Source organism: Streptomyces sp. Y1 (assembly GCF_041053115.1).
GTDB lineage: Bacteria > Actinomycetota > Actinomycetes > Streptomycetales > Streptomycetaceae > Kitasatospora > Kitasatospora rubellomurina.
In genome coordinates this window covers 2,614,040-2,627,406 of the sequence record NZ_CP163445.1, presented here as the reverse complement: position 1 = coordinate 2,627,406, position 13,367 = coordinate 2,614,040, and the positions used below count along the sequence as shown (strand labels likewise).

Annotated in this window: 9 protein-coding genes; all 9 read left to right on the top strand. The window is 73.4% G+C overall.

Translation table 11 applies throughout. The features are described from left to right. The first annotated feature begins 25 nt into the window (after positions 1 to 25). The 9 genes from AB2U05_RS10950 to AB2U05_RS10910 all read left to right on the top strand — a co-directional run bounded on the left by AB2U05_RS10950 (position 26) and on the right by AB2U05_RS10910 (position 13,226). Positions 26 to 1,063 carry a methionine synthase gene (locus AB2U05_RS10950; RefSeq protein WP_369183113.1) on the top strand — a complete coding sequence of 346 codons (1,038 nt, stop codon included), beginning with the start codon at positions 26 to 28 and terminating at the stop codon, positions 1,061 to 1,063. Between the two features lie 19 nt (positions 1,064 to 1,082). Beyond that, positions 1,083 to 3,377 carry an NAD-dependent DNA ligase LigA gene (ligA, locus tag AB2U05_RS10945; RefSeq protein WP_045709672.1) on the top strand — a complete coding sequence of 765 codons (2,295 nt, stop codon included), beginning with the start codon at positions 1,083 to 1,085 and terminating at the stop codon, positions 3,375 to 3,377. 334 nt (positions 3,378 to 3,711) lie between these two features. Then, on the top strand, positions 3,712 to 5,706 hold the full coding sequence (locus AB2U05_RS10940; RefSeq protein WP_369183112.1) for a putative bifunctional diguanylate cyclase/phosphodiesterase: 1,995 nt from the start codon (positions 3,712 to 3,714) through the stop codon (positions 5,704 to 5,706). Positions 5,707 to 5,957: 251 nt separating this feature from the next. After that, positions 5,958 to 6,254, top strand: a complete 297-nt coding sequence (gatC, locus tag AB2U05_RS10935; protein WP_030057414.1) for an Asp-tRNA(Asn)/Glu-tRNA(Gln) amidotransferase subunit GatC — start codon at positions 5,958 to 5,960, stop codon at positions 6,252 to 6,254. 14 nt (positions 6,255 to 6,268) lie between these two features. Next, entirely contained in the window at positions 6,269 to 7,768 is a 1,500-nt protein-coding gene (gene gatA, locus AB2U05_RS10930; protein ID WP_107073064.1) for an Asp-tRNA(Asn)/Glu-tRNA(Gln) amidotransferase subunit GatA, read from the top strand. After that, the gene (locus AB2U05_RS10925) at positions 7,765 to 8,004 is read left to right on the top strand and encodes a hypothetical protein (protein ID WP_045700020.1); all 240 of its coding nucleotides are present in this window, start codon (positions 7,765 to 7,767) and stop codon (positions 8,002 to 8,004) included. Before gatA ends, AB2U05_RS10925 begins: the two co-directional genes overlap by 4 nt. Positions 8,005 to 8,079: 75 nt before the next feature. Next, positions 8,080 to 9,591, top strand: a complete 1,512-nt coding sequence (gene gatB / locus AB2U05_RS10920; RefSeq protein ID WP_369183111.1) for an Asp-tRNA(Asn)/Glu-tRNA(Gln) amidotransferase subunit GatB — start codon at positions 8,080 to 8,082, stop codon at positions 9,589 to 9,591. Between the two features lie 303 nt (positions 9,592 to 9,894). Then, complete coding sequence (locus AB2U05_RS10915; RefSeq protein WP_157882173.1) at positions 9,895 to 10,053, top strand: hypothetical protein; 159 nt, start codon at positions 9,895 to 9,897, stop codon at positions 10,051 to 10,053. Positions 10,054 to 10,184: 131 nt separating this feature from the next. Next, complete coding sequence (locus AB2U05_RS10910; protein ID WP_369183110.1) at positions 10,185 to 13,226, top strand: AAA family ATPase; 3,042 nt, start codon at positions 10,185 to 10,187, stop codon at positions 13,224 to 13,226. The last annotated feature ends 141 nt before the right edge of the window (positions 13,227 to 13,367 follow it).

Sequence of the window (13,367 nt, the reverse complement as noted above, 5' to 3'; positions counted from 1 at the left end):
GCCCCCGGGCACTAGGCTCGGAGGGGTGAGCAACGAGCACTCCTTGGCCGAGTTCCCCGACCTGATCGGCGCCGCGACCGGCATCGGTTCGCTGCCCGGTACCGACGCCCGGGAGGCGGCCAGGACCGCCACCGGGGCGTTCGAGCACCTGCCGTTCCTGCCCGAGCTGCCGGCCCGCGGGCCGGGGGCGGACATGATCGGCCGCAGCGCCGGCCTGCTCGTCGAGCTGTTCGCGCAGACCGAGCCGAGCGGCTGGCGCTTCGCCGACCGCCCCGGCCGGGACACCCGGCGCGCGCACTCCTGGCTCGGCGAGGACCTGGACGCCCTGGAGGAGTTCACCCAGGACTACCGCGGCGCGCTCAAGGTGCAGGCGGTCGGGCCGTGGACGCTGGCGGCCACCATCGAGCTGAAGCACGGCGAGAAGGCGCTGGCCGACCCCGGCGCCTGCCGGGACATCGCCGGCTCGCTCACCGAGGGCCTGCGCCGCCACCTGGCAGAGGTCCGCAAGCGGGTCCCCGGCGCGCACCTCGTCCTCCAGCTCGACGAGCCGTCCCTGCCCGCCGTGCTGGCCGGCCGGGTGAAGACGGCGAGCGGCTTCCAGCGGCTGCGCTCGGTGGACCGGCAGGTGGCCGAGGAGGTGCTGCGCGAGCTGGTCCGCGGCCTGGACGCGCCCGTGGTCGTGCACTCCTGCGCGCCGGACGTCCCGATCCCGCTGCTGCGCCGGGCCGGGGTGGCCGGCGTCTCGCTCGACTTCTCGCTGCTCACCGAGCGCCAGGACGACGACCTGGGCGAGGCGGTCGAGGCGGGCACCGCGATCTTCGCCGGCGTCGTCCCCGCCACTGACCAGCCGGCCTCTCAATCAAAGGCAGTGTCGGACCCTGCCGGTAGTGTCCAGGGAATCAGGACCTTGTGGCGCAGGCTCGGGTTCGCTCCGGAGCTGCTGGGCCGCCGCGTGCTGGTGACGCCGACCTGCGGGCTGGCCGGGGCGTCCCCGGAGTACGCGCGCAGGGCGCTGTCGCTCGCGGCGCGGGCGGCGCGGAGCCTGGTGGACAACCCGGAATGAGAACGTAGGAGGGCTTGCGGTGACGGCTGTCGAGGGCTGGGAGGACGTCCCGGCGGAGGTGCGCAGGCGGCACGCCGAGCTGTCGGTGGAGATCACCGACCACCGCGCCCGCTACTACGAGCAGGACGCGCCGGTCGTCAGCGACGCCGAGTTCGACGCGCTGATGCGCGAGCTGGAGGGGATCGAGGCCGAGCACCCGGCCCTGGTCACGCCGGACTCGCCGACGCAGCGGGTCGGCGGCGCCCCCACCGCGCTGTTCGCCGCCGTCGAGCACCGCGAGCGGCTGCTCAGCCTCGACAACGCGATGGACGACGAGGAGTTGGGCGCCTGGGCCGACCGGGTCGCCACCGAGCTGCACGGCATCGACTACCACTACCTGTGCGAGCTGAAGGTGGACGGCCTGGCCGTCAACCTCACGTACGAGAACGGCCAGTTGGTGCAGGCGGCGACCCGTGGCGACGGCCGGGTCGGCGAGGACATCACCGCCAACGTCCGCACCATCAAGGAGATCCCGCACCAGCTCGCGGGCGAGAACGTCCCCGAGCTGGTGGAGATCCGCGGCGAGGTCTACTTCCCGACCGAGGCCTTCGACGCCCTCAACGCCTCCTTCGCGGAGGAGAACGAGCGCCGCCGGCAGGAGAACGAGGAGCGCGCCAAGGAGGGCAAGCGGCCCCGGGCGATGATCCGGCTGTTCATGAACCCCCGCAACGCGGCGGCCGGTTCGCTGCGCCAGAAGGACCCGCACGTCACCGCCTCCCGCCCGCTGCACATGGTGGTGCACGGGATCGGCGCCCGGGTCGGCTTCGAGATCGACAACCAGTCGCACGCGTACCAGCTGCTGCACGACTGGGGCCTGCCCACCGCCCGGCACAACAAGGTGGTCGGCACGCTCGCCGAAGTCCGGGCCTTCATCAAGCACTTCGGCGAGCAGCGGCACTCCGTCGAGCACGAGATCGACGGCGTCGTGGTCAAGGTGGACGAGATCGCCCTGCAGGGCCGGCTCGGCGCGACCTCCAAGTCCCCGCGCTGGGCGATCGCCTGGAAGTACCCGCCGGAGGAGGTCACCGGCAAGCTGGCCGAGATCAAGGTCGGCATCGGCCGCACCGGCCGGGCGACCCCGTACGCGGTGCTGGCCGAGCCGGTGAAGGTGGCCGGCTCGATGGTGCAGTACGCGACGCTGCACAACCAGCAGATCGTCAAGGCCAAGGACGTGCTGCTCGGCGACACCGTGGTGCTGCGCAAGGCCGGTGACGTCATCCCGGAGATCCTCGGCCCGGTCTACGACCTGCGGGACGGCACCGAGCAGGCCTTCGTGATGCCCTCGCACTGCCCCGAGTGCGGCAGCGAGCTGCGTCCGATGTCCGAGGGGGACATCGACCTGCGCTGCCCCAACGCGCAGTTCTGCCCGGCCCAGATCCGCGAGCGGATCGCCTTCCTCGGCGGGCGGTCCTGCCTGGACGTCGAGGGGCTGGGCTACGTCGCGGCCACCGCGCTGACCCAGCCGCTGCAGCCGGCCGAGGCGCCGGTGCGCAACGAGGGGGACGTCTTCGGGCTGACCGAGGAGCAGCTGCTGCCGATCAGGGTGCTGGTGCGCGACCAGAAGACCGGCATGCCCAAGCTGGACGACAAGACCGGCGAGGAGAAGGAGGTCTTCTTCTTCGCGACCACCAAGGGCGAGCCGAAGAAGTCGCTGCGGACGCTGCTGGACAACCTGGAGGCGGCGAAGGACCGCCCGCTCTGGCGCTTCCTCAACGGCCTCTCGATCCGGCACGTGGGGCCGGTCGCGGCGCAGGAGCTGGCCCGCGAGTTCCGCGACCTGGACCGGATCTTCTCGGCCACCGAGGAGGAGCTGGCGGCGGCCGAGGGCGTCGGCCCGACCATCGCGCGCTCGATCAGGGAGTGGCACGAGGAGGAGTGGCACCGCGACATCCTGGAGAAGTGGCGTGCCGCCGGCGTCCGCTTCGTCGAGGAGTTCGCGGACGAGGAGGAGGCGGAGCGCCCGCTGGAGGGCCTGACGGTGGTCGTCACGGGCACGCTGGCCGGGCACACCCGGGACGGCGCGAAGGAGGCCCTGACCTCGCGGGGAGCGAAGGTGACCGGATCGGTGTCGAAGAAGACCGACTTCGTGGTCGCCGGTGACAATCCCGGGTCCAAGTACGACAAGGCCGTTCAGCTCGGCCTGCCGGTCCTCGACGACGCCGGCTTCGCCGTGCTGCTCGCGGACGGGCCGGCCGCGGCCCGCGCCCACCTGGGGCTGCCCGAGCCGGAGGCGGCGGCCGAGGAGCCGAAGGGGGACGCCCCGGCCGGGTCCTGACCCCCGGACGGACGGAGTTCCGACCCGATCAACACATGGCCGAATCCGTCTTGTTATCGTCCTGATGCAACGTCACCGGGTGCCGCATCGTGAAATCGGGCATTGTTTCACCGTGCGGTACCCGGCGCGGTGGTGCGTTTCCGGTTGTCCGAAAGTCTGCCCACCGGGTGGACCCCGGCATACCCTGGAGCGCAACAGAGTGTCAGCAGGGGTGGGGGCACCGGCTGAGCCGGGGCTCCTCGGGGTCGCTCCATGCCCGGCAGCTGTCGGTACCGGCACGGTGCCTCACCGTTAAGGCGGCCTGACGGGGCGGGCCCGACGGAGGACAGGGCTTATGGATCGTACGACCGGCGGCGCTCCCACACGCCCGCCGCAGGGGGTGGCAGGTGCGGTCCTGCTGCTCGGCGTACTGCTGGCCGGTGCTGCGCCGCTCATCCCGCTCGCCGTCCTGGTCTACCGGTACGAACCCGAGCTGTTGCCGCTGTTCGCGGTGCCCCTCGCGGTGCTGGTCGCGGCCTGGCGGATCGCCCGGGACCGCGCCCGCGACCAGCTCACCGACCCGCTCACCGACCTGCCGAACCGTCAGGCGTTACTCCTGGCGGCTCAGGAGGCGATCGTCGCGCACGGCGAGAAGTGCAGCGTCGGTCTGATACTGCTCGATCTCGATCGGTTCCGATCGCTCAACGACACGCTCGGACACACCGCGGGCGACCGGCTGCTGGTGCACATCGCCCGCCGCCTGCACCGCGCGCTGCGCTCCGGCGGCCCGGCCGGCAGCGCCACCCGGGAGTCCATCGACGACGTCTTCGCCGGCCTGCCCCGGTACTACCGGCGCGGCCGGCCCATGGTGGCCCGGATGGGCGGCGACGAGTTCGCCGTCCTGCTGCCCGGCATCAACTGCCCGGACAGCCTGGAGCGCGTCGCCAAGGCGCTCATCGCCGAACTCGCCGCGCCGATCCGCCTCGACGGGCTGCTGCTCGTCCTGGAGGCCAGCGCCGGGGTCTGCGTCTACCCGCAGCACGCCCAGGACGCCGAGGCGCTGCTGCGCCGCGCGGACGTCGCGATGGGCCACGCCCAGCGCGGCTGCAGCGGCGTCGCCCAGTACGACGAGGCGCAGGACGTCGACACGCCGTACCGGATCGGGCTGCTCGGCGACCTCCGGCGGGCGCTGGAGACCGGCGAGGTGCAGCTGCACTACCAGCCCAAGGTGGCCTTCGACGGCCGGGTGGTCGGCCTGGAGGCGCTGCTGCGCTGGGAGCGGCCCGGGCAGGGCAGGGTCTCGCCGGACGAGTTCGTCGGGCTCGCCGAGTCCAGCGGCCTGATGCCCCGGCTCACCGACTACGTGCTGGAGGCGGCGGTCGGCCAGCTCGCCAGCTGGCGCCAGGAGGGCCTGGAGGTGCAGGTCGCGGTGAACGTCTCGCCGCGCGACGTGCTCAACCCCGGCTTCGCCCAGCGCGTCGCCGGGCACCTCGTCCGGCACCGGGTGCCGGCCCACGCGCTCCAGCTGGAGATCACCGAGCGGCTGCTGCTGGACGACTCCCGCCGCGCCGCCGACACCCTGGCCGAACTGCGCGGCTACGGCGTCGGGATGTCCCTGGACGACTTCGGCACCGGGCACTCCTCGCTGGTGCGGTTGCGCAGCCTGCCGGTCGGCGAGCTCAAGATCGACCGCTCCTTCGTCTCCCGGATGGTCGCCGACGACCACGACGCGGCGGTGGTCCGCTGCTCGGTGGAGCTCGCCCACTCGCTCGGGCTGACGGTGGTCGCCGAGGGCGTCGAGGACGACGAGACCTGGGAGCGGCTGCACGGGCTGGGCGTGGACGCGGTGCAGGGCTGGCTGGTGTCGGCCGCGCTGCCGGCCGAGCAGGCCACCGCCTGGCTGCGGGTGCACCGCACGGCCGGCGCCCCGCCGGCGGAGCGGCTGGGCATCGCCCCGGCCGGTTCGCCGGTCACCCGGCCGGTGAACCAGCCGGGCTGCGGGAAGCCGGCGATCCAGCCGGTGGCGCAGCCGGTGATCCAGTCGGTGGCGCAGCCGCTCGCCCAGCCGGTGGCGCAGCCCGCGGCCGCCGCCGTCCAGCCGGTGCTGCCGCCCGTCCTGCCGCCCGTCCTGCCGCCCGTGATTCCGCCGGCCCGGCCCCCGGTCCTGCCGCCGGCCGCCGCCGCCCAGCACGTCCCGCTCGTTCCGCACCTGCCGAGCGGCAGGCAGGTCCAGCACGCCCCGCACGTCAACCACCTCCCGGCGGCGCCGCGGCCCCAGCCGGTGTCCGCCGCGCAGCTGGAGTTCAAGGCGCCCGGCGCCCAGGGGTGGGCCCGCGTGCGGCCGCAGTAGAGCGCCCCGGGCGTCGGCCGGCCGTCGGTCGGCCGGCACCCCGGGCGGGTCGGGGGAGCGGGGGCGGGGCCGTGCGCGGCCGCGGTGACGCGGCCCCGGGGTCACTCGTTGGCCGGTGGCCGGGCCGCGCCCCATAGGATGGGGTCCAAAGACCACGAGGACGGAGCGCCGAACCCGGCTGCTCCTGCCCGGGCCCGGCACGCCGGCAGGCGCCGCCGGGCCTCACCAGAACTCACCCTGAGGATCGCTGCATGCCTGGCATCACGCGCGAGGAGGTCGCCCACCTCGCCCGGCTGTCGCGTCTTGAGCTGAAGCCCGAAGAGCTGGACCACTTCGCCGAGCAGCTCGACGTGATCATCGGCGCGGTCGCCCGCGTTTCCGAGGTCGCCGGACAGGACGTCCCGCCGACCTCCCACCCGCTGCCGCTGACCAACGTCATGCGCGCGGACGAGGTGCGGCCGTCGCTCACCCCGGAGCAGGCGCTGTCCGGCGCCCCCGCCGCCGAGGAGCAGCGTTTCCGTGTGCCGCAGATCCTCGGGGAGGACTGACCGAGATGACCGAGATGATCCCCACTCCGATCATTAAGTGGACGGCCGCCGAGACGGCTTCCGCCATCGCCAAGGGCGAGGTGTCCGCCGTCGAGGTCGCGCAGGCGCACCTGGACCGCATCGACGCCGTCGACAAGAAGGTCAACGCCTTCCTGCACGTGGACACCGAGGGCGCGCTGAACGCCGCCAAGGCCGTCGACGAGAAGCGCGCCAAGGGCGAGGAGCTGGGCCCGCTGGCCGGTGTCCCGCTCGCGCTGAAGGACGTCTTCACCACCAAGGGCATCCCGACCACCTGCGGTTCGAAGATGCTCGAAGGCTGGATCCCGCCGTACGACGCCACGCTGACGAGCCGTCTCAAGGACGCCGGCGTGGTCATCCTCGGCAAGACCAACATGGACGAGTTCGCGATGGGCTCCTCCACCGAGAACTCGGCCTACGGCCCGACCGGGAACCCGTGGGACCTCACCCGCATCCCCGGCGGCTCCGGCGGCGGTTCGGCCGCCGCGCTGGCCGCCTTCGAGGCCCCGCTGGCGATCGGCACCGACACCGGCGGCTCGATCCGCCAGCCCGGCGCCGTCACCGGCACGGTCGGCGTGAAGCCGACCTACGGCTCGGTGTCCCGCTACGGCCTGGTCGCCTTCTCCAGCAGCCTGGACCAGGGCGGCCCGTGCGCCCGTACGGTGCTGGACGCGGCGCTGCTGCACGAGGCCATCGCCGGGCACGACCCGCTGGACTCGACCTCGATCGACGCGCCCGTCCCGGCCGTGGTCGAGGCCGCGAAGATGCGCGACATCCGCGGCATGCGGATCGGCGTCGTCAAGGAGTTCGCCGGCGAGGGCTACCAGGCCGGCGTGATGCAGCGCTTCAACGAGTCGGTGGAGCTGCTGCGCGAGCTGGGCGCCGAGGTCGTCGAGGTGTCCTGCCCGTCGTTCACCCTGGCGCTGCCCGCGTACTACCTGATCGCGCCGAGCGAGTGCTCCTCCAACCTGGCCCGCTTCGACGCGATGCGCTACGGCCTGCGGGTCGGCGACGACGGCTCGCGCTCGGCCGAGGACGTCACCGCGCTGACCCGTGAGGCCGGCTTCGGCGACGAGGTCAAGCGCCGCATCATCCTGGGCACCTACGCCCTCTCCTCGGGCTACTACGACGCCTACTACGGCTCGGCCCAGAAGGTCCGCACGCTCATCTCGCGGGACTTCGACACGGCCTTCGCCGGCGTCGACGTCCTGGTCTCGCCGACCACGCCGACCACCGCCTTCCCGATCGGCGAGCGCGCCGACGACCCGATGGCGATGTACCTGGCCGACCTGTGCACGATTCCGTCGAACCTGGCGGGCAACGCGGCCATGTCGCTGCCGGTCGGCCTGGCGCCGGAGGACAATCTCCCGGTCGGCCTGCAGATCATCGCGCCCGCGATGGCGGACGACCGCCTGTACCGCGTGGGCGGCGCCGTCGAGGCCGCACTCAACGACAAGTGGGGGCACACCCTGCTGGAGGAGGCACCGGCACTGTGAGCAAGATCGAGAAGGCCAAGGGTTGGAAGCACTCCAAGCCCGGTCTGCTGCTGTCCATCGGCACCAGCGCGTTCGGCGCGATCTCCATCGTCAAGGACGTCCGCAGCGCCCGCGACGAGAGCGACACCCTGAAGCTGGTCAACGCCCTGGTCGGCGCCGCCGCGCTGATCACCGGCACGGCGCTGCTGGTGCGCGAGCTGCGTCAGCTCGCCTCCGACGACGTGCTGCAGGGCTGACGCCCCTGGTCCGGCCGCCGCGTGACGCGGCGGCCGGGCCCGTACCTCCCGAGTCTTTAGTTGAGAAGGGACGCTGTGAGCGTCATGAACCTGGTCTCCTACGAGGACGCTCTCGCGTCGTACGACCCGGTGATGGGCCTTGAGGTCCACGTCGAGCTCGGCACCAAGACCAAGATGTTCTGCGGGTGCTCGACCGAGCTGGGCGCCGAGCCGAACAGCCAGACCTGCCCGACCTGCCTGGGCCTGCCGGGCTCGCTGCCGGTGGTCAACGCGGTGGGCGTGGAGTCGGCCGTCAAGATCGGTCTGGCGCTGAACTGCGAGATCGCCGAGTGGTGCCGGTTCGCGCGGAAGAACTACTTCTACCCGGACATGCCCAAGAACTTCCAGACCTCGCAGTACGACGAGCCGATCGCCTTCAACGGCTACCTCGACGTGCAGCTGGAGGACGGCTCGACCTTCCGCGTGGAGATCGAGCGCGCCCACATGGAGGAGGACACCGGCAAGTCCAGCCACGTCGGCGGGGCCACCGGCCGCATCCACGGCGCGACCCACTCGCTGCTCGACTACAACCGGGCCGGCATCCCGCTGATCGAGATCGTCACCAAGCCGATCGTCGGCGCCGGCGAGCGTGCCCCCGAGGTCGCCAAGGCGTACGTGGCCGAGCTGCGCGAGGTCATCAAGTCGCTGGGCGTCTCCGAGGCCCGGATGGACAAGGGGCAGATGCGCTGCGACGTCAACCTGTCGCTGCGCCCGAACGGCACCGAGACCTTCGGCACCCGCTCGGAGACCAAGAACGTCAACTCGCTGCGCAGCGTGGAGCGGGCCGCCCGGTTCGAGATCCAGCGGCACGCGACCGTGCTGACCGACGGCGGCACCATCGTCCAGGAGACCCGTCACTTCCACGAGGAGGACGGCAGCACCACCTCGGGCCGGATCAAGGACAACGCCGAGGACTACCGCTACTTCCCCGAGCCGGACCTGGTGCCGATCGCCCCCGCCCGCGAGTGGGTCGAGGAGCTGCGCGCCGGTCTGCCGGAGCTGCCGCGGGTGCGCCGCGCCCGGCTGCAGGCCGAGTGGGGCCTGTCCGACAAGGACATGCAGTCGGTGCTCAACGCCGGTGCGGTGGAGCCGATCCAGGAGACCATCGCGGCCGGTGCCCCGGCCGACCAGGCCCGCAAGTGGTGGATGGGCGAGCTGGCCCGCCGCGCCAACGAGACCGGCACCGAGCTGGCCGAGCAGCCGATCACCCCGGCGCAGGTCGCCCGGGTGGCCGCGCTGGTCGCCGAGGGCAAGCTGAACGACAAGCTGGCCCGCCAGGTCATCGAGGCCGTGCTGGCCGGCGAGGGCGAGCCGGACGAGGTCGTCGAGAAGCGCGGTCTGGCCGTGGTCTCGGACGACTCCGCGCTGGGCGCGGCCGTCGACCAGGCCATCGCCGAGAACGAGGCGATCGCCGCCAAGATCCGCGACGGCAAGGTCGCCGCGGTGGGCGCGCTGGTCGGCGCGGTCATGAAGGCCACCCGCGGCCAGGCGGACGCGGCGCGCGTGAAGGACCTGATCCTGGAGCGGCTTGCCGCGGAAAGCCAGTAAGCACAGCCTGGAGAAGCTCGGCGCTGTCTGAGCCCGGGCATCCCGAGCGTCCTGAGGGGTCCTAGGCCGTCAAGCCCGCCTTCCTAAGGCATCTAAGGCGTCTAAGGCCCCCTAAGTAAGGCCTAAGGCCCTGTCTCACCTCCAGATCGAGGTGAGGCAGGGCCTTAAACCTTTTCCAGGGCCCGATCTAAGGCATCCCGCCTTCGAAACATCGGGCAGGCTCCCGATGTGGCACCCCCTCCTGGGAGAGGAAGCTCTTACATGTCAGGGAAACGCAGTGAAACCCACAAAGGGGAACCCGAAGTGATCGAGTACCAGCTCATCCAGCACCAGGCCCACGAGCTCGCCGAGCGCGCCGAACACGAGCGCCTGGTGCGCGAGGCCCGCCAGGCGCGACGCCTGCAGCGCCGTCCCGTCGCCGCGCGCTTCCAGCGCCGCCCCGTGAAGCAGCGGGAATGCTGACCGCCGGGCACCGCGAAGGTGCCGAGGACATCCCGGAGGGGGAGACGCCGAACGGCGCCTCCCCCTCCGGGCGTTCGCCGGGGGTGAATACCCCTCTCACCGGCGGCTCCGGCTATGGCATGCTCGCCTCCATGCAGCAGATATCGGTCAGTCCCGTCTTCGTCGGCCGCGGCAGCGAGATCACCGAGCTGACCGACGCGCTGCGGCGGGCCGGCACCGGTAGCCCGCAGGCCATCCTGATCGGCGGCGAGGCGGGCGTCGGCAAGACCCGGCTGCTGGAGGAGTTCCTGTGCCGGGCCGGCGACGCCGGTGCGCTCACCACCCTGGGCAGCTGTCTGGAGGTCGGCGCCGAGGGCCTGCCGTACGCGCCGCTGGCCGCCGCGCTGCGCCGGCTGCACCGCGCGCTGGGCGCCGAGCTGGAGGGTGCCGCCGCCGGCAGCGAGGGCCATCTCGCCCGGCTGCTGCCGGAGTTCGGCGAGGCGGACGGCGAGCCGAACGACGAGTACGGCCGGGCCCGGCTGTTCGAGCACACCGCGAGGCTGTTCGAGCGGCTCGGCGCGGACCGTACCCTCGTCCTGGCCATCGAGGACCTGCACTGGTCCGACCGCTCGACCCGCGAGCTGTTCGCCTTCCTGGTGCGCACCCTGCACCGCTCCCGGGTGCTGCTGGTCGCCACCTACCGCACCGACGACCTGCACCGCCGGCACCCGCTGCGCCCCTTCCTCGCCGAGCTGGAGCGGCTGCGCACCGTCCAGCGGCTGGAGCTGGCGCGCTTCGGCCGCCGCGAGGTCGCCGCCCAGCTGGCCGGCATCCTCGGCACCACCGCCCCCGACCGGCAGCTGGTGGACCGCATCCACCGCCGCTCCGAGGGGAACCCGTTCTTCGTCGAGGAGTTGGCCACCGCCGTGCAGGACGGCGTCGGCGCCGGGCTCACCGACTCGCTGCGGGACATGCTGCTGGTGCGGGTCGAGGGCCTGGACGAGGACGCCCAGCGGGTCGTGAAGATCGCCGCCGAGGGTGGGTCCCGGGTCGAGCACGCCCTGCTGGCGGCCGTCCTGGCCGACGACGAGGAGGCGCTGATCGAGTCGCTGCGGGCGGCGGTCGGCGCCAACATCCTGCGGCTGGACGGTGACGGCGAGGGCTACTGCTTCCGGCACGCGCTGGTCCGCGAGGCCGTCTCGGACGACCTGCTGCCGGGCGAACGGCACCGGATCAACCGCAAGTTCGCGCTCGCCGTGGAGGCCGAGCCGCTGCTCGTCCCGGGCGACGCGCTGCCCGCGCGGCTCGCCAACTACTGGTACCACGCGCACGACCCGGCGCGCGCCCTGCCGGCCGCCCTGGAGGCCGCCCGCGCGGCCCGCCGCCGCAACGCCTTCGCCGAACAACTCGGCATGCTGGAGCGGGCGTTGGAGCTGTGGGACGCGGTCTCCGAGGAGGTGCTGGCGAACACCCTGCGGCCGTACGACTGGGCCGAGACCTACCCGCCCGGCTCCTGCGACCACGGCGCCGACGACTGCGAGAGCATCCAGCTCGTCGACGTGCTGGCCGAGGCCGTGGTCGCGGCCCGGCGCAGCGGCGACCGCGAGCGCGGCCTGAGCCTGGCCCGGCGCGGGCTGCGGCTGGTGGACGAGGCGGCGCACCCGCTGCGCGCGGCCTGGTTCCACATCAACCGGTCCCGGATGCTCGACAGCCTGCGGCGGTCCGGCAGCAACGAGGAGATCGACTACGCGCTGCGGCTGGTCGAGCACCTGCCGCCGTCCGCCGTGCAGGCCGACGTGTTCGCGCTCAGCGCCGGGCGCGGGGTGATCAAGGGCCCGGGGCCCGAGCACATCGAGCTGGCGGAGCGGGCGATCCGGATCGCCGAGGAGGTCGGCGCGCACTCGGTCGAGCTGCACGCCCGGATGACCCTCGGCTACCTGCGCTACGACGTGCTGGGCGACACCGAGGGCGGGCTGGCCGAGCTCGCCGGCGCGGTCGACCGGGCCCGCACCCTGGGCGTGCCCGACGTGCTGCTGCGCGGCATCAACAACCTCGCCAACATGCGGCGCGGGCTGGGCCGGCCCGAGGAGGCGGTCGCGCTGGCCCGGGAGGGCCTGGAGTTCGCGGACGGCAACGGGCTGTTGCGCAACATCGGCAGCATCCTGTCCGGCAACCTGCTGGAGGCGCTGGTCGACCTCGGCCGGCTCGACGAGGCCGCGGAAGTGCTGGCCGCTTGCGAGGCGACCGGGCTGACCGACGGCCATGTCGAGTTCCTGGACCGGATACGCGGCGACCTCGCCCTGCTGAACGGTGACCTGGCGGGCGCGGCGACCGCGCTGGCCCGGGCCCGGGCCAGCGACCGGCAGGGCGAGGTGCAGCACACCGTGCCGATCAGCCGGCTCGCGGTGGCGCTCGCCGCGCACGGCGGGCGGCCGCTGGACGCCCGCGCCGAACTGCTCGCCGAGCTGGGGCGGGATCAGCGGCTCGGCTACGAGTCCGACGTCTACCCGCTGCTGGTCGAGGGCGCGACGGTGGAGGCGGACAACCGGGGCCTGCCGCAGGCCGGTCCGGGCCGCGCCGAGGCGCTGGCCGCGATCGCCGCGGCCGCCGCCGAGCTGCGGCCGCGGGCGCCGCTGCACCACGGCTGGGCCCGGCTGCTGGAGGCCGAACTGGCCCGGGCCGAGGGCGCCGACACCCCGGAGCAGTGGGCGGAGGCGGTCGCGCTGCTGCGGACGACCGGCCTGCCGCACCCGCTGGCGCTCGCCCTGGCGCGGGCCGGCGAGGCGGAGCTGGTCGCCGGCCGGCGCGAGGCCGCGGCCGAACTGCTGCGCGAGGCCCGCGAACTGGCGTCCGGCCGGGGCGACCGGCTGCTGGCGGCGCGGATCGCCGGGCTGGTCGAGCGGGGCGGGCTGGACCTCGCCGCGGGCGAGCGGCCCGCCGCCGCGGCGGCGCCCGCCCCCTCGGTCGGGGACTCCTTCGGCCTCACCCCCCGTGAGCGGGACGTGCTCCGACTGCTCGCGCGCGGCTGGACGAACCGGCAGATCGCCGAGGAGCTGTACATCTCTCCGAAGACCGCAAGCGTGCACGTGTCCAACATCCTCGGCAAGCTCTCGGTCGCCGGCCGGGGCGAGGCGGCCGCGCTGGCGCACCGGTTGCGGTTGTTCCCGGACGACCTGGCCCCCGCCGGCAGCTGACCGGCGCCCCGGAACGGCCCCTGACCTGGACGGTCGGGGGCCGTTCCGGTTGTTCGAGCGCCGCCGCGCGCTCCCGTGCGCGTCGTGTGAGCCCCCTCCCGCGCGCCGCCGCCAACCGGGCCGATCCGCTCGAATCGGATG